At 64.7% G+C, this 17,287-nt stretch carries 18 protein-coding genes; 12 read left to right on the top strand and 6 right to left on the bottom strand.

The annotated features are described in order from the left end of the window. Positions 1-2 precede the first annotated feature (2 nt). A complete protein-coding gene (locus tag ACXYMR_RS03375) occupies positions 3-1,214 on the top strand; it encodes a phosphoglycerate kinase (RefSeq protein WP_458941341.1) in 1,212 nt (403 codons plus the stop codon). A gap of 71 nt (positions 1,215-1,285) precedes the next feature. Then, on the top strand, positions 1,286-2,323 hold the full coding sequence (locus ACXYMR_RS03370) for a class I fructose-bisphosphate aldolase (RefSeq protein WP_458941340.1): 1,038 nt from the start codon (positions 1,286-1,288) through the stop codon (positions 2,321-2,323). Positions 2,324-2,412: 89 nt separating this feature from the next. On the opposite strand, the gene ACXYMR_RS03365 is transcribed toward ACXYMR_RS03370, so the two are convergent. Beyond that, entirely contained in the window at positions 2,413-2,877 is a 465-nt protein-coding gene (locus ACXYMR_RS03365; protein WP_458941339.1) for a peptidase S1, read from the bottom strand. Between the two features lie 207 nt (positions 2,878-3,084). Here ACXYMR_RS03365 and thiE point away from each other — a divergent pair, with 207 nt between their 5' ends. The 4 genes from thiE to ACXYMR_RS03345 all read left to right on the top strand — a co-directional run bounded on the left by thiE (position 3,085) and on the right by ACXYMR_RS03345 (position 6,431). Further along, entirely contained in the window at positions 3,085-3,702 is a 618-nt protein-coding gene (thiE, locus tag ACXYMR_RS03360) for a thiamine phosphate synthase (protein ID WP_458941338.1), read from the top strand. Between the two features lie 75 nt (positions 3,703-3,777). Further along, positions 3,778-4,941, top strand: a complete 1,164-nt coding sequence (locus ACXYMR_RS03355) for a tetratricopeptide repeat protein (protein ID WP_458941337.1) — start codon at positions 3,778-3,780, stop codon at positions 4,939-4,941. A 121-nt stretch (positions 4,942-5,062) separates the two neighbouring features. Continuing rightward, positions 5,063-5,629: an elongation factor P gene (gene efp, locus ACXYMR_RS03350; RefSeq protein ID WP_458941915.1), complete on the top strand. Its 567-nt coding sequence runs from the start codon at positions 5,063-5,065 to the stop codon at positions 5,627-5,629. A gap of 4 nt (positions 5,630-5,633) precedes the next feature. After that, a complete protein-coding gene (locus tag ACXYMR_RS03345) occupies positions 5,634-6,431 on the top strand; it encodes an inositol monophosphatase family protein (protein ID WP_458941336.1) in 798 nt (265 codons plus the stop codon). Here ACXYMR_RS03345 and ACXYMR_RS03340 read toward each other — a convergent pair. Together ACXYMR_RS03340 and ACXYMR_RS03335 are read right to left on the bottom strand one after the other, a co-directional pair. Further along, on the bottom strand, positions 6,428-7,048 hold the full coding sequence (locus tag ACXYMR_RS03340; protein WP_458941335.1) for a class I SAM-dependent methyltransferase: 621 nt from the start codon (positions 7,046-7,048) through the stop codon (positions 6,428-6,430). The genes ACXYMR_RS03345 and ACXYMR_RS03340 overlap by 4 nt on opposite strands. A gap of 10 nt (positions 7,049-7,058) precedes the next feature. After that, the gene (locus ACXYMR_RS03335) at positions 7,059-7,523 is read right to left on the bottom strand and encodes a DUF6265 family protein (RefSeq protein ID WP_458941334.1); all 465 of its coding nucleotides are present in this window, start codon (positions 7,521-7,523) and stop codon (positions 7,059-7,061) included. An 86-nt stretch (positions 7,524-7,609) separates the two neighbouring features. On the opposite strand from ACXYMR_RS03335, the gene ACXYMR_RS03330 reads away from it, so the two are divergent. Then, positions 7,610-8,176: a DUF4269 domain-containing protein gene (locus ACXYMR_RS03330; protein WP_458941333.1), complete on the top strand. Its 567-nt coding sequence runs from the start codon at positions 7,610-7,612 to the stop codon at positions 8,174-8,176. Here ACXYMR_RS03330 and ACXYMR_RS03325 read toward each other — a convergent pair. Beyond that, positions 8,125-8,862, bottom strand: coding sequence for a 2OG-Fe(II) oxygenase (locus ACXYMR_RS03325; RefSeq protein WP_458941332.1), 738 nt, complete (start codon positions 8,860-8,862; stop codon positions 8,125-8,127). The two genes, ACXYMR_RS03330 and ACXYMR_RS03325, sit on opposite strands and share 52 nt — an antisense overlap. Beyond that, complete coding sequence (locus ACXYMR_RS03320) at positions 8,859-9,188, bottom strand: TraR/DksA family transcriptional regulator (protein ID WP_458941331.1); 330 nt, start codon at positions 9,186-9,188, stop codon at positions 8,859-8,861. Before ACXYMR_RS03320 ends, ACXYMR_RS03325 begins: the two co-directional genes overlap by 4 nt. A gap of 144 nt (positions 9,189-9,332) precedes the next feature. Here ACXYMR_RS03320 and ACXYMR_RS03315 point away from each other — a divergent pair, with 144 nt between their 5' ends. Together ACXYMR_RS03315 and ACXYMR_RS03310 are read left to right on the top strand one after the other, a co-directional pair. Next, positions 9,333-10,286 (top strand): ABC transporter ATP-binding protein, encoded by a 954-nt coding sequence (locus ACXYMR_RS03315; RefSeq protein WP_458941330.1) that lies wholly within the window; start codon positions 9,333-9,335, stop codon positions 10,284-10,286. Next, complete coding sequence (locus ACXYMR_RS03310; RefSeq protein WP_458941329.1) at positions 10,286-11,683, top strand: ABC transporter permease; 1,398 nt, start codon at positions 10,286-10,288, stop codon at positions 11,681-11,683. Before ACXYMR_RS03315 ends, ACXYMR_RS03310 begins: the two co-directional genes overlap by 1 nt. A 496-nt stretch (positions 11,684-12,179) precedes the next feature. Here ACXYMR_RS03310 and rpsU read toward each other — a convergent pair whose 3' ends face one another. Beyond that, a complete protein-coding gene (rpsU, locus tag ACXYMR_RS03305) occupies positions 12,180-12,413 on the bottom strand; it encodes a 30S ribosomal protein S21 (protein WP_458941914.1) in 234 nt (77 codons plus the stop codon). 171 nt (positions 12,414-12,584) lie between these two features. Between rpsU and ACXYMR_RS03300 the strand changes: the two genes are divergently transcribed. The 3 genes from ACXYMR_RS03300 to ACXYMR_RS03290 all read left to right on the top strand — a co-directional run bounded on the left by ACXYMR_RS03300 (position 12,585) and on the right by ACXYMR_RS03290 (position 17,164). Continuing rightward, positions 12,585-13,262, top strand: a complete 678-nt coding sequence (locus ACXYMR_RS03300; RefSeq protein ID WP_458941328.1) for a COQ9 family protein — start codon at positions 12,585-12,587, stop codon at positions 13,260-13,262. A 171-nt stretch (positions 13,263-13,433) separates the two neighbouring features. Further along, positions 13,434-14,564, top strand: coding sequence for a metallophosphoesterase family protein (locus ACXYMR_RS03295; protein WP_458941327.1), 1,131 nt, complete (start codon positions 13,434-13,436; stop codon positions 14,562-14,564). After that, positions 14,561-17,164, top strand: a complete 2,604-nt coding sequence (locus ACXYMR_RS03290; protein WP_458941326.1) for an AAA family ATPase — start codon at positions 14,561-14,563, stop codon at positions 17,162-17,164. The genes ACXYMR_RS03295 and ACXYMR_RS03290 overlap by 4 nt, the downstream gene beginning before the upstream one ends. The last annotated feature ends 123 nt before the right edge of the window (positions 17,165-17,287 follow it).

Below are 17,287 nucleotides of genomic sequence, written 5' to 3'. Positions count from 1 at the left end.
AGATGACCGATATCCGCCGCATCCAGGACGTCGACGTGAAGGGCCAGCGTGTCCTCGTCCGCGTTGATTTCAACGTGCCGATGAAGGATGGCGAGGTCAGCGACGACACGCGCCTGCGCGCGGCGCTGCCGACCATCGAGCATCTCGTGGAGGCCGGCGCCAAGGTGGTGCTGCTGTCGCATTTCGGCCGTCCCAAGGGCCAGGTCGTGCCCGAGCTGTCGCTCGAACCGGTGTGCCAGCCGCTCAGCGACCTGCTCGGCAGCCCGCTGTATTTCTGCACCGAGACGGTCGGCGCGCATGCGGCCGAGGCGGTGTCGGACCTCGCCGAAGGCGATGTCCTGCTGATGGAGAATACGCGCTTTGACGAGGGCGAAGAGGCCAATGATGCCGACTTCTCCGAGGCCCTGGCCGAGCTCGGCGACCTTTATGTCAACGACGCGTTTTCCGCGGCACACCGGGCGCACGCCTCGACCGAGGGCGTGACGCACCATTTGCCGTCCTTCGCCGGTCTCGCCATGCAGAGCGAGATCGACCATCTGGTCGCGGCCCTGGAAGCGCCGGAACGCCCGGTCATCGCCCTGGTGGGCGGGGCCAAGGTGTCCACCAAGATCGATCTGTTGCGCAATCTGGTGAAGAAGGTCGACGTGCTGTTCGTCGGCGGCGGCATGGCCAACACGCTGCTCCACGCCAAGGGCGTCAAGGTCGGTGCCAGCCTGTGCGAGAAGGATCTCGTCGATACGGCGCGGATGATCCTCGTGGCCGCCGAAGAGGCCGGCTGCAAGCTGATGCTGCCGAGCGACGTGGTGCTGGCGACCGAGTTCAAGGCGCATCCGGTCACACGCCTTGCGGCCGTGACCGACGTCAGGGACGACGAAATGATCCTCGATTGCGGGCCGGCCACAGTGGTCGCGCTGGCGGCGGCCATGGACAGTGCCAAGACGCTGATCTGGAACGGCCCGCTGGGCGCTTTCGAAACCCCGCCCTTCGACACGGCGACGGTCGCGGCGGCGCGCCAGGCCGCCGATCTGGTCGATGCCGGCGAGCTGGTCGCGGTGGCCGGTGGCGGCGATACCGTGGCAGCGCTCAACCAGGCTGAAGTGAGCGAGCGTTTCAGCTTCGTCTCGACTGCTGGCGGGGCCTTCCTGGAATGGATGGAAGGCAAGCCCTTGCCCGGCGTTGCCGTCTTGCGCAACGAGCCGGAAGCAGTAGCCTGACCTTGAAACCGATTGGTCCGCGGCCGGGCCGGACACAGACACAGACACGCTAAGACAGCTGGGGAATTGAGATGGATCTGGATCTTCTGAACGAAACCGCCTGCGCCATGGTGGCCCCGGGCAAGGGTATCCTGGCGGCCGACGAGTCGACGGGCACGATCGGCAAGCGCTTTGCCTCGATCAGCCTCGACAACACGCCGGACAACCGGCGCGACTGGCGCGAGATGCTGTTCCGCACCGAGCCGGCCATGAGCGAGCGGATCTCCGGCGTCATCCTGTATGACGAGACCATCCGCCAGAGCGCCAAGGACGGCACGCCGCTGGTCAAGCTGATCCAGAAGGCCGGCGCCATTCCTGGCATCAAGGTCGACGCCGGGGCCAAGCCGCTGGCCGGCGCCGAGGGCGAGATGATCACCGAGGGCCTCGACGGCCTGCGTGATCGCCTGGCCGACTATTTCGAACTGGGCGCCCGCTTCGCCAAATGGCGTGCGGTCATCAATATCGGTCGCGGCAATGACGATGCCATGCCGAGCCAGTATTGCATCAACACCAACATGCACGCGCTGGCCCGCTATGCCGCGCTGTGCCAGGAAGCCTCGATCGTGCCGATTGTCGAGCCGGAAGTCATCATGGATGGCGATCACTCGATCGAGCGCTGCTACGAGGTCACCGAGTTCGCCCTCAAGACCCTGTACCGCGAGCTGTTCGACCAGGGCGTGATGCTGGAAGGCACCATCCTCAAGCCGAACATGGTGATCTCCGGCACCGAGGCGTCCGACCGCGCCGGGGTCGAGGAAGTCGCCGACATGACGGTGCAGTGCCTGGCCAATTGCGTTCCCGCCGCTGTGCCGGGCATCGCCTTCCTGTCCGGCGGCCAGTCCGACGAGGAGGCCACCGCCCATCTCAACGCCATGAATGCCGGTTACGACCTGCCCTGGCCTCTGACCTTCTCCTACGGCCGTGCCCTGCAGGCCGCTCCGCTCAAGAGCTGGGCCGGCAAGTCGGACAATGTCGATGCCGCCCAGGCCGCGTTCAACCACCGGGCGCGCATGAACGGCCTCGCGGCCACCGGCGAGTGGGATGAGAGCCTCGAGAAGCAGACGGCATAAGCCGGGATTTCCCGTCACGGCGACCATGAAAAAGGCCCCGCAGCAAGCTGCGGGGCCTTTCTCTTTGGCGTCCTTGCCGAAGCTGGCCTCTAGCCGCCCAGTTCGGAGATGATGATGGTCGCGGGCGCCAGGTCGCTGCCGCTTCCATAGGTGCCGATCCAGATGTCGTACTGGCCGCTCGGCGGGTTGCCCCAGGTCAGCAGCGGGTCGAGATCGCCACCGCTGTCATCATCGCAATACCACTGGCCGTCCGGGCCGTTGATGATCAGGGTCGTGTCGGCATCGGAAATGGCGCCGATCGACAGCGGATAGCTGCCGGCCGAATACTGAAGGCGGAAATCCGGCGCGTTGGCGACCATGCCGGCGCAGCCATTGCCCCACTGGCTGGCGTCGATATTGCCGCCGGCGGTGATGTTGACGGCGTACGGGTCGGGCGTGAAGCCGGCCGACAAGTTGGCGCTGCCGAAGGTTGGCGCCTGGGTGTAGTCCTGGGCCAGCGCCGTGCCGGCGATCGCGACCAGCGCGGCCGATGCCGCAAGCGTGAATTTCATCATTTGAGTCAGTCCCCTTGAATGCCCTGTGGTCGCCGGAAACCAGTTTTGCGGCGCCTGGTGCCATGGATACTCGGTGTCACATGAAGCAGGCATGAACATGCTGATCGCCGAGGCGAGCTGTATCGGGCCCGTCGCGTCGATTTGCAACCTGAATTCGAGCGCAGGGTAGAGGCTTGTCGTTTGGGGGTGGCGCTGCCAGAAGGAGGCATGACCCAGCTTTACCTGATCACTCCGCCCCGCATTGATGACGGCTTCGCCGAGCGTCTGGCCGAGACCCTGGACGCCGGCGCGGTGGCAGCGCTGCAGATCCGCCTCAAGGACCACGACCGCGACGAGATTCGTCGCCTGGCGCCGCCCCTGATCGCCTGCGCCCAGACGCGCGGCGTGGCGGTGCTGATGAATGACGATGCCGAACTGGCGGTCGAGCTGGGCTGTGACGGTGTGCATGTCGGCCAGGACGACGGGCCGGTGAAGGCGGCGCGGGCGGTCGTCGGCAAGGAGCGCAGCGTGGGTGTGACCTGCCACAACTCGCGCCATCTGGCGATGACGGCCGGCGAGGCGGGCGCGGACTATGTCGCCTTCGGTGCCTTCTACCCGACCGGGACCAAGGCGACGAGCCATGTTGCCGAGCCGGACCTGATCGCCTGGTGGGTCGAGCTGTTCGAACTGCCTTGCGTGGCCATTGGCGGCATCACGCCGGACAATGCGGCGCCCCTGATCGAAGCCGGTGCCGATTTCATCGCTGTCTGCGGCGGCGTGTGGCAGCACGCTGACGGTCCGGCCGCGGCGGTACAGGCCTTCAACCGGCTGTGCGGCGAGGCCTGAGCCGGATGACAATGCTTTCAGACAGGGCCCGCCAGCCTTGACCTTGCCGCAATCACGTTGCTCTAGGAGGGCATGATGATTGTTCGCCACAGCCTTGTCGCCCTTTTCGGCCTTGTCGCAACGGCCCCAGGCCTGTCCCAAGTGCTCCCCGAGGACGCGGTATCGGAACCGGACAGCCTGGCTTTTCCGACCGAGCTCGTACGCCTGCCGGACAGTGTCCAGCAGGCCGCGGGCGACGGGCTCGATCCTGCCGAGGCGGCGGTTCCCACCGGGATGTCAGCCAGTGAAGAGGCCTGGTATCGGGCCCAGATCGCCTATCTGGGCGAGAACTGGGATGTGGCGCTGGGTTATGCCGAGACGGCGGCTGCGGCTGGCGAGATTGACGCGGCGCTGCTGGCCGGACTGCTGGCCAGCGACGCGCGGCGGGGTCGATATGACCTCGCGGCAGCGGTGCGCTGGTTCCGGCGCGCGGCGGAGCAGGATCAGCCGGTGGCGCTCTATCAGCTCGGCCTGCTGGCCCGGCTCGATGATGACAATCTCGAGCTTGGCCTGCCGCGGCGCTGGTTCGAGCGCGCCGCGCGGGCCGGCCATGTCGGCGGCATGCTGGCCTTTGCCGGCGAGCTCAAGGCCTCGCCGGTGCCGCAGGACCATATCGCGGCGCGCAGCTGGGCCGAGCGCGCTGCCCAGCGCGGTTCGGCGGAAGGCATGTTCCTGACCGCCCAGATGCTTGATGCGGGCCAGGGCGGTGAACGCGACGCGGCCGGGGCGCGGCTGTGGTATGAGCGGGCCGGCCGGGCCAATCTGGCGGAAGCCGCCTTCCAGGCCGGAATGATGTGGGCCGGGGGCGAGGGCGGCGAAGCCGATGACGACGTCGCCCGGACCTGGCTTCGCCAGGCCGCCGAGAGTGGTTATGGGCCGGCCCAGGGCCAGTTGGGACTGATGATCTACCAGGGGCGCGGCGGTGCCGCCGATCCGGTCGAGGCGGCGCACTGGTTTGGCCAGGGGGCCCGCGGCGGCGATCCGGAGAGCCAGTTCCTGCGGGCCTTCGTGCTGGCGCGCGGCGAAGGCGTCGAGCAGGATCTCGAAACGGCCTATTTCTGGACCCTGGCGGCGGCGCAGGACATTGACGGCGAACCGCGCCTCGACCCTGATCGCGATCAGCTCCAGGCCGCCCTCGAGCGTGCCCTGACCCCGGAGCAGCGCGCCGCGGTGCGCGAACGCCTGGCAGCGGCGCGCTGAGCGGTCGGGCAGGCGCCTGCGCTTGCGGTCCTTCCCCGCCGCTGATAGGAGAGCGCGACTTGCGGCAGCGCGGCTCCGCCTCCCCCATTGCAGGGCCCCGACCGGGCCAAACAGGTGAATGATGAAAATCAACGGTAACGAAATCCGTCCGGGCAATGTGCTGATGCACCAGGACACGCTCTGGGTCGCGGTCAAGACCGACCACGTCAAGCCGGGCAAAGGCGGTGCCTTTGCCCAGGTCGAGCTGAAGAACCTGCTCGACGGTCGCAAGCTCAACGAGCGGTTCCGTGCCGCCGACAAGGTCGAGCGCGTGCGCCTCGAGCAGAAGGACCACACCTTCCTGTTCGACAGCGGCGAGACGCTGACCTTCATGGATGCGGAAACCTACGAGCAGATCGAGCTGCAGAAGGATTTCGTCGGCGAGGACCGGGCCGCCTACCTGACCGACGGCATGACTGTCGTCGTCGAGTTCCACGAGGATCGTCCGATCGGCATTTCCCTGCCCCAGCACGTGACCCTGGAAGTCGCCGAGACCGAGCCGGTGGTGAAGGGCCAGACCGCGGCCAATTCCTACAAGCCGGCCATCCTCTCCAACGGCGTGCGCTCCTCCGTGCCGCCCTTCGTCGGCGTCGGCGAGAACATCATCGTGGCGACCGAAGACGGTTCCTACGTCAAGCGGGCGGACTGATCCCTTGGGTACGCTGTCTCCCCTCCTGACCGTGATGACCGACGTCGCCGCGCGCGCCGGTCGCAAGCTGAACCGCGATTTCCGCGATATCGAGCACCTGCAGGTGTCCCGCAAGGGTCCGGCGGACTTTGTCTCGGAGGCCGACCACAAGGCCGAGGAAATCATCTATGACCGCCTGAGCCAGGCCCGTCCGGGCTATGGTTTCCTGATGGAAGAGCGCGGCGTCGTCGAGGGTACGGACCGCTCGCACCGCTGGATCGTCGACCCGCTCGACGGCACGCTCAACTACCTGCACGGCATGCCGCATTTCGCCGTCTCGATCGCGCTCGAGCGCGAGGGCGAGCTGGTCGCCGGGGTGATCTACAACCCGGCCACCGACGAGATGTTCCACGCCGAGAAGGGTCGTGGGGCCTGGCTGGCCGACCGGCGCCTTCGCGTGGCCGAACGCAAGCATTTCGACGAGGCGGTGATCGCCACCGGAATGCCCTATGTCGGCCGCACCGGGCATGCGCGTTTCCTGAAGGAGATGCACGGCATCATGCCGCATTGCGCCGGCATCCGGCGCATGGGTTCCGCCGCGCTCGACCTCGCATGGGTCGCGGCCGGCCGCTATGACGGGTTCTGGGAACGCAATCTCAAACCCTGGGACATCGCCGCCGGCATCGTCCTCGTGCGCGAGGCGGGCGGTTTCATCGGCGAGATCGACGGCCAGGACGGTGTGCTGGAGACCGGCAACATCATGGCTGGCAACGAGCTCATGCTCGGTGAGCTCGAGGCCCGCCTGAAGAAGGCCGCGAGCTAGCCGATCCGGGCGCTGCCGAGATAGTCGTAGGCGACGATCTTCGGCGTGCCAGGAACGTATTCCGCGTCCAGGCGGGTGATGTCGAATCCGGCCTCGCGGATCAGCCGGTCCATGGGCCGGGTCAGGTGACAGCCGCCGGCGACGCGTTTCCACACCGGTTCCAGCCGGCGCTGCCAGCGCGCCACACCGGCGTCCGGCGCCAGTCCGTGCTCGCAGAACAGCAATTCCCCGTCCGGTTTGAGAACCCGCCGCATCTCCGCCAGGGCAGCCTGGCTGTCGGGGATGGAGCACAGGGTGAAGGTGAGCACCACGGTGTCGACGCTGTCATCCTCGAGCGGGATGTGTTCGGCCGGCGCGTCGACCAGGTCGACCTCCAGGCCTGACGCGGCGATCAGCCGACCTGCCTTGCGCCGCATCCCGGCGGACGGTTCCAGAGCGATGACGCGCTCGATCCGCGACCTGTCGTAGACCTCCAGGTTCGGGCCGGTTCCAAGGCCGATCTCCAGCACCCGACCGCGCGCCTGCGGCACGATGCGCTGGCGCTGGCGCATGATCGGTGAGATCGAGCAGCTCGAGCCGATCAGGCAGGGCAGGATGCGGTCGGCGTAGAACCCCATGCGCAGTTCCTCAGTGCGTGCGTTCGAAGTGGAGAAGGGTGTCGCGGGTCCCGCCCTCCGGTGTGCGCACCCGCAGGGTGATGCGGTAGGCGTCGGGGCCCCGGGGTTCGAGGACCAGGCCGTCGAACACGATCTGCTCGGGGCTGGCCGAGACGAAGGCGAAGGTGACGCGCTCCTCGGGGGCTTCCCACGGCACCATGTCGGCGCTGAAATGTTTCACGTGATAGCCCGCCTGGCCGCCGGCCGTGCCGATCAGCATCAATTCCGACATGTCCAGTGCGCCGCCGCGGCTGAGCTGGAAGGCACCGACCAGCTGGCCGTCGGCGGTCGGCGTCCAGCATTCCGAGATGGTGCCGCCAAAGCCCTCGCTGTGCCAGCATCCGGCGAGCCAGGCGGCAGCCGACAGGTCCGGCGTCCTGGCTGGTGCGGGCTCGGCGGTTTGCATGGCCAGGGTCAGGGCGATGAGTGTCAGCATGAAATCTCCTCCCACCGGCACGCTAGCGAAGCAGGCTTGACTTGCCCACTGCCGTACGGCCATGCGGAGGGATGGACAGGATCACATTGCCGAGAGCCCGCGAGCTGTTCGTCGAGAGCGGAATCCACCACAGCCTGGCGGGGCACGATCCGCGCTGGGTGGGCTCGATCCCGCTCGACGTGCACGGGCCCGGCGCCGATATTGACATCTGCTGCACCGGCGGGTCCGATCTGGCGCGCTTTGCCGCGACGCTCGACAAAGCGCTGGGGCGGTTCGGAGCGCGGGCTGTGCACAATCTCCATGCCGGTGAGGCCTCGATCATCTCGCGCTTCGAGATCGGCGGCGTGGCGTTCGAGGTGTTCGGTCGGGCCCGCCCGGTGGAAACCCACGAGGCCTGGGTGCACTGGAAGGCGGAGGACCGCCTGCTGTCGCTGGCCGGCGAAGCGCTCAGGGCAGATGTGCGCGCAGCCAAGCGCTCCGGGCTGAAGACCGAGCCGGCTTTCGCGCAATGCCTGGGCCTGGGCGGCGACCCGTATGTCGAGCTCCTGAAACTGGCGGCGGCCGGCGACGAGGCGCTGCGCGGACTGCTGGCGCGGGCGGGTTATGCCGGGCCCGGGTCCTCGCCGCGGCGTAGCCAGCCGGTGACCGAGTAGCGGGCGGCCCGGATGCGGGGCCGGACCGGGGTGACCTCGTGCGGCTGCGGCACCGAGAACAGCGACAGGGTGTTGGGCCGCGGCGTGAACCGCGCGGTGCACGTGCCGGAGGCATCGAGGAAGTCGAGCGTGCCGCCCCAGCTTTGCTGCCAGCGCTCCGACAGGCTCAGGACATAGGCGGCGACGCGGTTCTTGCCGGCCACGCCGTCATCATGGGTCGACAGGAAATGGCCGGCCCGGTAGCGGGTCAGCTGGGCGTCGGCGAAGGCGATGTCGTGCGCGCCTGTCAGTTCGCGCATGGGGTCGAGGAATGTGTCGGAATTGAGTAGATCGAAGAGGTCGGCCAGGGCCGGGCTCTCCGCGCGCAGCACGCCGGCATGGGCCTTGTCGTAGATCGGATAGGTCTCGTAGAGATAGGTGAAGCCGGCCTCGGCGGCAGCCGCGACCTGGCGGGTGAACTCGGCCTTCTGTGCGGCGGGAAGCGCCTCCATGGCGGCGGCATCGAGATCGAGATGCTTGCCGGCGAGGCGGGTCACGAGGGTCCAGCGCGGCAGATCCTCGATGGCGCGGCGCACCCGGCCGAGAGCGTCCTCGCCCAGCACCGGCGCCAGCTGGGTCCGGCCCTGCTCGGCAAAGCGGGCGCGTGCGGCTTTGAAGGGGGCGTGGCTGGCCAGCTCCAGACTCATCGGGCGCACTCCGTACACAGGGCAATGGCCGGGTCGAGTTCGATGCGTCGCGCCTCGATGGTCTCGCCGCACTGGGCACACCAGCCGTACTCGCCCGCGTCCAGGCGCTGCAGGGCAGCCTCGATGCGGCGCACTTCGCCGGCCCGCCGGGCGTCGGCCGCCTTGGCCATGGCCTGGACCTGCAGCGAGTCCTGGCGCGACAGCCGTCCGACGGACTGCTGGTCGAGCTCGACCGGGCGGCGATCGGAAGCGGCCGCCTGGCTGAGGGCCAGCAAGTCCTGCTTCAGGGCGGTCAGGCGCTCGCGGATGACGGCGGTTTCGGTCATGGTCCCACTATCGCCATCGCGACACGCCTGTCCAAGGTCGCGTCGCAGCCTGTGATGCAGGGAGGGACGCGGCGGCGCTGCAATACCGGTGGCCCGGCGCGCCGGGCCTGCATAAGCTGGCGGCAAATCAGCATGGGGCATGGCATGAGCGAGACAATCCTGGCGCTTGAAGGCGTCAGCAAGGCGTTCAAGGGCAAGCCGGCGGTCCAGGGGCTCGATTTCGCCGTCAAGCGCGGCCAGATCACCGGCTTCCTCGGTCCCAACGGCGCCGGCAAGACAACCAGCCTGCGCATGTCGCTGGGCATCCTGGCCCCAGACCGGGGCCAGGTCAGCCTGTTCGGTGGACCGCCGCGGGCGAGCGCCCTGGAACGGGTCGGCTTCCTGCCGGAAGAGCGCGGCATCTATCGCAAGATGAAAGTGCTGGACGTCATTGTCTTCTTCGCCCGGCTCAAAGGCGTCGAGGCGGCGACGGCGCGCCAGCGCGGCCTCGACATGCTGGAGACCTTCGGTCTTTCGGACGTCGCTGACAGCAAGGTGAAATCCCTGTCCAAGGGGATGGCCCAGAAGGTCCAGATCATCTCCACCCTGGTGCACGAGCCGGAATTCATCATTCTCGACGAGCCGTTCTCGGGGCTCGACCCGGTCAACCAGAAGGCCCTCGAACTGGTCGTTCGCGCCCAGGCCGATGCCGGGCGCACCATCCTGTTCTCGACCCATGTCATGGAGCACGCCGAACGCCTGTGCGACCAGATCGTGCTGCTGGCACGCGGTCGCAAGGTGTTTGACGGCACGGTCCCGGCGGCGCTCGGGGAAGTGCCCCGGCGGGTGCTGCTGGAAACCGCGGCCGGCGAGGATCTCGCCGCCGTGCTCGCCGGCATGGGCACGGTCACGCAGGCAACCGGGCCGGACGGCGTGGTCTGGACGGTCGAGCTGGCTCCGGGCGTGGATGCCCAGACCGTGCTCAAGGCCTGTGTCGACAAGGGGGTCCGCCTGAGCCGGTTCGAGCCGGTGCGGGCGCACCTGCATGATGCCTTCGTGCACCTGGTCGAGGAGCGCCACATCGCGCCGGCCACCGAAACCGAGGAAGGACTGGCCTGATGCGCGCCATTTACCTGATCGCCCGCCGCGAATTCCTGTCCTATGTGGGCACCTGGGGGTTCTGGATCTCGCTGCTCTCCGTGCCGGTCATCATGACCGTGTTCGGCGGCCTGCCGGTGCTGATCGAGAACTCGCAGCCGGACCGCTATTACGTGCTGGTCGACGAGACCGGCGGCGAGCTGGCGGCGGCCTATGAGGCGCGGCTGGAACAGCAGCGCGCCGAGATGCGCGCCGAGATGACCGAGGCCATCACAGAGATGGCCGGCGGCGAGGGACCGCTCAGCGATGCCCTGGTCGAGCAGGTCGACCTGCCGAGTGACCGCTATGTCCGCATCGAGGCGCCGGAGACCGAGCTGGACCGGCTGCGGCCCTACCTGCTGGGCGAGGCCCAGGTGGACACGCCGGACGGTCCGCGCGACCTGTTTGCGGCGGTCTATCTCGACCGCACGCCGGACGGCGAGATCGAGATCGAGTACTGGAGCACCAACCTCACCGATGGCGGGCTCAAGTCGGAGATCCGCAATGCCATGCGCGAGCAGTTGCGCCTGGGCTATTTCATGGACAATGGCGTTGACCCGGTGCTGGTCGAGGAGGCGCGCGAGCTCGACGCCGTGGTGCGCGAGCTCAATCCGGAGCGCGGCGGCGACGCGGCGGAAGTCACCACCGGCGAGCGCCTGCCCCTGGTCATCGGCATCGCCATGGCCTTCGGCCTGTGGATCGTCATCTTCTCGGTCGTCAACATGCTGTTGACGGCGATGATCGAGGAGAAGGGCAACAAGGTGCTGGAAATGATGCTGGCCTCGGCCCGGCATCATGAGATCCTCACCGGCAAGCTCTTGGGCGTGGCCGCCGTGTCGGCGACCCTGCTGGTGTTCTGGGGCACGCTGGCGGCCCTGGGCGGCCTGGCGGCGCAGCAGCTGGCCTCGGCGGCCGGCCTGCCGATCGGCGAGATCCTGGCCACGGTGCTCGATCCGGGCCTGATCGGCGCGGCGCTGTTCTACTTCATCGTCGGCTATCTGATGTACGGCGCCATCTTCCTGGCCATCGGCTCGCTGTGCGACACCATCCAGGACGCCCAGTCGCTGATGAGCCCGATGATGATGGTGATGATGCTGCCGATGATCCTCGTGGTCATCGCCATCGACGCGCCGGACTCGCCCTTCATCGCCATGGCCAGCTGGGTGCCGCTGTGGACGCCCTTCCTGATGATGGTGCGCCTGCCGCAGGATGTCGGCATGGTGGAAATCCTGGCCACCAATCTGGGCATGCTGGCGACCGCCGCCTTCGTCATCTGGGGCGCAGGCCGGGTGTTCCGCATGGGCGCCCTCAACCAGGCCAACCAGGACACGGTGAAGGGCTGGTTCAGCCTCGGCGGCAAGGGCAGGGCGAAGGGATAGGGCTAGGGCCCTCCCGGCCGCCCCCCTACTCCGTTTTCCCTGCCTTCATGGCGGGGCCTCCAGTCGGTCATCGAACGAAAACCTGCAGCCGATTTAACAGCCGACAGGATTCGAGGCCCCGCCATGAAGGCGGGGGAAACAAGCAGCTGGATTGTGGGCAAAAAAATGGGCGCCCGCAGCGCCCCACCTCACCATTCATCTCTTGCCGAGAGTCCGCCTCAGAGGATGAAAGCTGTCAATGGTTTCAACCGCATAGCGGCCCTTCGGGCCCTTGACAGCTTTCATCCTCTGAGGCCCGCTGGCTGACAAGAGATCAATGGATCATTGCGCGCCGGGCGCGCGTATTCAGGCGAAATGAAGGGGCGGACTCTGGTCCGCCCGGCGCTTCGTCATGCCCGCCCTGTGCCAATCCCATCCGCACACACGAAAACGCCGCGCTCCCCGGTCAGGGAGCACGGCGGTTTTCGCGACGTCTGTCGGTCAGGTCCTGGCGACCCTAGCGGCGTCCACCACCACGCTTGGCGACGAGGCCTTCACGCTGCGCCCGCTTGCGGGCCAGCTTGCGCGCCCGGCGAATGGCTTCGGCCTTCTGGCGCGCCTTCTTCTCCGAAGGCTTCTCATAATGGTTGCGGCGCTTCATCTCGCGGAAAGTACCTTCCCGCTGCATCTTCTTTTTCAGCGCGCGGAGCGCTTGCTCCACATTATTATCGCGCACGACGATCTGTACGATGGCTCTCTCTCCATAGGTTGGACGCGAGGGAGCATCCTCACGCCGCGGGTTCGCCAGAGGCGGGGCTACTACCAGAGCCGGGGGGGTGTGTCCACACTGTCCGCACAGCCGCGGGCAGCATTGGCGCGGACGCGGGATGACGGATGGCATGGTCTGCTCTAGATAGGATGCATGACCGATACCGATCCTGCAGCCCCGTCCGGCTATGATAGCACACGTGATCCGCTTTTACAGGCCATGCTCGGCCACGCGGTGTTCGACGGCTGGAACGCCGCCAGTTTCGCGCTCGCCTGCGAAGACACGGGCATCGCGCCGGGCACCGCACTGATCGCCTGCCCGCGCAAGGAGCTGGACCTGATCGCGCACTGGTCGCGCCAGCTCGACGCCGAGGCCGACACGGTGATCCGCGGCGCCGACCCGGCCCCCACCAAGATCCGCGACAAGGTGCGCGAGGCCGTGCTGGCCCGCCTCGCCGTCCTGGAACCGCACGAGGAAGCCGCAAGGCGCGCCCGCGCCCGCCTGCTGCTGCCCGACGCCGTGCCCGAGGGCGCTCGCCTGCTGTGGGCCTCCGCCGACATGATGTGGCGCGCCATCGGCGACACCTCGACCGACGGCAATTTCTACTCCAAGCGCACCATCCTGTCCGGCGTCTACGCCTCCACCCTGGCCATCTGGCTCGGCGAAACCGACCCCGCCAAACCCGACGCCCGCGCCTTCCTCGACCGCCGCATCAGCGATGTGATGCAGTTCGAGAAGGTGAAGGCGCAGCTGCGCGGCGTGACGGGGAAGTTGCCGGATGTGGCGGGGCTGCTGGGAAAGTTTAGGTATGGGCCGGGGCCGCGGGTTTAGGAGGCTGCGGGTGCCGCACTCTCATTGCGCTTCAAAGAATTGCTACCCTATTTCCTTTATCCATTGGCGTTTCACCGGAGTAGAGGTGCCATGGTACCTCACAGCCTTCTGCAAAGGGGGGTGCATTAACCGCACCTTCCCGTAAAGCGGGAATTATGCAAACCTATTGGAATGGCATTCCGATTCGTTCACACCGCAGATTGGCAGCTCGGTCGATCATTCAAAAATTTTGAGCCGGAATTGGCGGCGCAACTTGCGGCTGCAAGGCTCGACGTTATCGAGACCATTGGTGCAGTCGCTGAGAAGGAAGACGCCAAGCATATTTTCGTCGCTGGTGATGTCTGGGACATGGCCGCGCCATCCGACAAGCTTTTGCGCCAACCACTAGACCGCATGGCAGCCTTTAACAGCGTCATTTGGTGGCTCTTGCCGGGAAACCATGACCCTGCTCAGAAGCACGGGCTCTGGGACCGGCTGAAATCAATTGGGCTACCTGAGAATGTAAAAACACTTACAACGCAGAAAGCGGTCTATCCGGAGCCCGGGGTCGCTGTATTACCCGCGCCTTATCATTCCAAGAACCCAGGGCGAGACCTCACTTCAGATTTTGACGCCATGGAAGTGGAGGAGGGCTGCGTCCGTATTGGGGTGGCCCATGGTGGTGTCGAAGGGTTTTTCGACCAGTCTCATCAGTCCGCGGTGATCGACAGGAACAGGGCCGACAGCGCAGGTCTCGACTACTTGGCGTTGGGTGATTGGCACGGCAGGGCACAAGTAAATGAGAGAACTTGGTATGCCGGCACCCCAGAACCCGACCGCTTTCCAAACAATGATCCAGGCTGGGTACTGGTCGCTGAGGTGGAACGCGGCGAAACGCCCTCGGTTAAGCCAGTCCGCACCGGAAAGTTCACGTGGACTAGAGATCGGGTTGATTGCATAGAAGGCATTGATTTAAAAGAGAGAATATCCGCAGTTCTGGATGCGCATGGCTCGCGGCACTTGCGACTGTCTAGGCTGGAGCTTTGTGGCGAGTTGAGGTTGCAGGATCGGATGGAATTGTTGGCGTTCGTGGAAAAGGAGACAGCCAGCCTAGCCCATCTGCGAGCGAGGTATGAGGGCCTATCCACGGTGGTTGACCACGAAAGCCTTAGTGACATTCTCCCTGATGGCGCATTGCGTGATGCAGGAAATGAAATCGCTGCCCGGATCAATGCAACGGACGCCACTGGCGACGAAAAGGCAGTAGCAAAACGGGCATTAGATCTGCTTGCAACGTTCTCCCAGAAGGAGGAAATCCGATGAAGTTGCGCTCGCTTAGAGTGCGTAATATCGGCCCTTTCGGTCAAGAAGGGTGCGTCCTCGACGGATTTACGGATGGCTTGAATGTGGTGCGGGAAGGCAATGAGGCCGGAAAGACTACGCTTTACCGGGCGTTGGAGCTCATTCTGTTCGATGCCTACAGCAGTAAGAAGAAGCATATCAAGGATCTTCGTTGCGACCGTAGCACCGAAGGTCTCTATGTCGAGTTGGATCTCGAGATCGATGGTCAAGGCTTCCGGTTAGCGAAGCAATATTTAAAAGGCGAAATGGCCGCTGTCAGCGAGCTGACCACCAATCGCGTTATTGCCGAGAGCAAGGACGCTGAGGCCTGGATCACCGACAAGTTAGGAACCGACAACCTCGAAACCAGCTCACCAGGTTTGCTGTGGGTCCGCCAAGGTGCGTCACTCCTACAACCGTCATCGCAAGGTGGAGCTGGCCACGAACTGTTTGGCTCGCTGGAGGGCGAAATCGAAACCGTGGTGGGGGGCGATAAAGCAAACGCCGTGCTTCACCTCGCTAGAGACAAGCTCTCTGAATACCAAACCGACAGAGGTAAGCCGCGCCTTAAATTGAAGGACGCAATGGATGAGGTCCAGAAGCTTCGCGTCAAGGTGCAGGAGTTGGATGAACAAGTTTGCCAATCCGAGGCCGCGCGGGCCGAACTTATAGACGTTGAGAGCAAGTTGGACGGCTTGAGCAAGGTAAGCGAACTTGAGCACAATAAAAAGCTTGCGGACGCTCGGAACGCGCTCAATGAGGCCATTCAGGCCGAGGAAAAAGTAAAATCACTTCGTGTGGCTAGGGAGGCCGCGGTTGCAAACGCCGCGAACGCAAAAGCTGAACTTGAGAGATTTCAAGACCGATTGCAAGACCTCGCAGGTCTCAACGAGAAGCGAGAAGCTAAAAGAGCGGAAGCGGCATCCGTTCGCAAGCAAATCGACGCGTTGGATCAAGAGCTAGCGCCGGACCGAGAAAAAGTCGCAGCCTTGAAGCAATCCTATGAGAACGCCAAATCGGCCTTGGCAGATGCGGAGGAAACAACGAAGAAAATAAAAGCGATTTCGCAGCGCCGTTCGATAATCAAAGCACTGAATAAGGCACGTGAGATTACAAGAAGTTTGGTAGCCGCACGGAAAAGCGCCGCGGTACCGCTGCCGGAACTGGATGAAATAAACGACGCGCACGAGGATCTGATTAAATGTCGTTCAGAAGCGGCTGCTACACGCCCCAGTTTGCACGTCAAAGCTGCTTCCGCGGAGGTCCTACTAAACGAGTCACAGATCCGCAAAGGCGATCCAGTTCTCCTTTCTGGTCTCAGCAAGCTGACATATCAAGATCTCCAACTAACCATCGAGACACCAGACCGCGAAGGTACCGAAAGCGCACTCGCAGTTTCGCAGGAAAGGCTCGATGCACTGCTCAAGGCATGCGGTGTCGAAGACGTGGCCGCCGCGCGCAAGCTTCACGAAGCTCGCAAATCCGCGGCCAACGCAGCCGAGCGCTTAGAAAACGAGCTAGCTGAGGTCGCTCCAGATGGTGTGGACGCACTGGAAGCCGCGCTTGATTCCCTGCCGTCAAATCCTGCGGAAGATGATGGCAATCTCGAGCCGCCGAATGTCACGGACTTATCCGATGCTCGCAACCGCGCTGAGGCCGACTTTGTCCAAGCCAATAGTGAACTAGACGCGGCCGAACGTAACCTGAGAGATAAGCGGGCGGAGGCTCGTCGCGTCGAAGATCAGGTCAGACAGTTGACCGAGCAACTCGGGCCGATCGAACAAGCGCTTGGTTCAGAAAAAGAGCGTGCTGAAAAAGAAAATTCCTTGACCCTAGCGCATGACCGTAGGCTCACGGAGATGGCTGCCGCAAAAGAGACGTACGAGGTGGAAGCAGACAGGCAGCCTTCAGTAGAAGTAGCCCAAGAGCGCGTAAAGCGACTGGAGCAAATCGCGCAAAACCGATCCCAAGAGATCGCTCGCCTTTCAGAGGAGCTGGGAAAGCTCAAAGGCCAGCTTAAACAGGCAGGTCAGGCTGGTGCCGAGGAAGAGCTCGCTAATGCCCAAGCGGAGCTGGCGAAAGCAGAGTCGGAAGAGGCGGCTTTATTGAGGGAGGGCAACGCTCTGCGGCTACTGGTTGATGCCTTAGATGATGGAATATCGAAGCGTCGGCAACAGTATTTTGAGCCGGTCAAAGCGGTGGTAGACCCCCTCATTGCTCAGGTTTTGGGTGGCGCTTCTGTGTCTTTCAATGATGATTTTGGCCCAGCAGAAATCGAACGCAAGGGGATAAGGGAGAGCTTGGACCGCCTGTCTGGTGGCACCCGAGAGCAGATCGCCATTCTTACTAGACTTGGGTTCGCGAAGGTCATGGCAGCGCAAGGCGTACATGTTCCGGTGATCCTAGATGACGCCCTGGTCTTTTGTGACGACGACCGTATCGAAAAGATGTTCGACGTAATCAACGTGGTTGCGAAGGAGATTCAGATTATCGCGTTCTCATGTAGGCAAAGAGCATTCGAACAACTCGGGGGCACTCACATCCATAAAGCGACATTTAAGAACACGTTTGAGCAAGCCTGATTTACTGGCCATTTCGGTCCGTCATTTTTCTGCGCCGCCCCCGGCGCACACCCCACCATACATCTCTTGCCAGCCAGCGGGCCTCAGACGCTTCGTCGCGTCAAGGGCGCCGGAGGCGCCGCT

This window comes from Maricaulis sp. CAU 1757, from assembly GCF_054482675.1.
The sequence above is the reverse complement of the archived record's forward strand: the minus strand, read 5'-3'. Positions and strand labels throughout refer to the sequence as shown.

What these genes read in the sequence shown, in the direction of transcription:
- ACXYMR_RS03375 (WP_458941341.1), top strand. Translation starts at nt 3, where the DNA reads ATGACCGATATCCGCCGCATCCAGGACGTCGACGTGAAGGGCCAGCGT.
- ACXYMR_RS03370 (WP_458941340.1), top strand. Translation starts at nt 1,286, where the DNA reads ATGGATCTGGATCTTCTGAACGAAACCGCCTGCGCCATGGTGGCCCCG.
- ACXYMR_RS03365 (WP_458941339.1), bottom strand. Translation starts at nt 2,877, where the DNA reads ATGATGAAATTCACGCTTGCGGCATCGGCCGCGCTGGTCGCGATCGCC.
- thiE (WP_458941338.1), top strand. Translation starts at nt 3,085, where the DNA reads ATGACCCAGCTTTACCTGATCACTCCGCCCCGCATTGATGACGGCTTC.
- ACXYMR_RS03355 (WP_458941337.1), top strand. Translation starts at nt 3,778, where the DNA reads ATGATTGTTCGCCACAGCCTTGTCGCCCTTTTCGGCCTTGTCGCAACG.
- efp (WP_458941915.1), top strand. Translation starts at nt 5,063, where the DNA reads ATGAAAATCAACGGTAACGAAATCCGTCCGGGCAATGTGCTGATGCAC.
- ACXYMR_RS03340 (WP_458941335.1), bottom strand. Translation starts at nt 7,048, where the DNA reads ATGGGGTTCTACGCCGACCGCATCCTGCCCTGCCTGATCGGCTCGAGC.
- ACXYMR_RS03335 (WP_458941334.1), bottom strand. Translation starts at nt 7,523, where the DNA reads ATGCTGACACTCATCGCCCTGACCCTGGCCATGCAAACCGCCGAGCCC.
- ACXYMR_RS03325 (WP_458941332.1), bottom strand. Translation starts at nt 8,862, where the DNA reads ATGAGTCTGGAGCTGGCCAGCCACGCCCCCTTCAAAGCCGCACGCGCC.
- ACXYMR_RS03320 (WP_458941331.1), bottom strand. Translation starts at nt 9,188, where the DNA reads ATGACCGAAACCGCCGTCATCCGCGAGCGCCTGACCGCCCTGAAGCAG.
- ACXYMR_RS03315 (WP_458941330.1), top strand. Translation starts at nt 9,333, where the DNA reads ATGAGCGAGACAATCCTGGCGCTTGAAGGCGTCAGCAAGGCGTTCAAG.
- ACXYMR_RS03310 (WP_458941329.1), top strand. Translation starts at nt 10,286, where the DNA reads ATGCGCGCCATTTACCTGATCGCCCGCCGCGAATTCCTGTCCTATGTG.
- ACXYMR_RS03300 (WP_458941328.1), top strand. Translation starts at nt 12,585, where the DNA reads ATGACCGATACCGATCCTGCAGCCCCGTCCGGCTATGATAGCACACGT.
- ACXYMR_RS03295 (WP_458941327.1), top strand. Translation starts at nt 13,434, where the DNA reads ATGGCATTCCGATTCGTTCACACCGCAGATTGGCAGCTCGGTCGATCA.
- ACXYMR_RS03290 (WP_458941326.1), top strand. Translation starts at nt 14,561, where the DNA reads ATGAAGTTGCGCTCGCTTAGAGTGCGTAATATCGGCCCTTTCGGTCAA.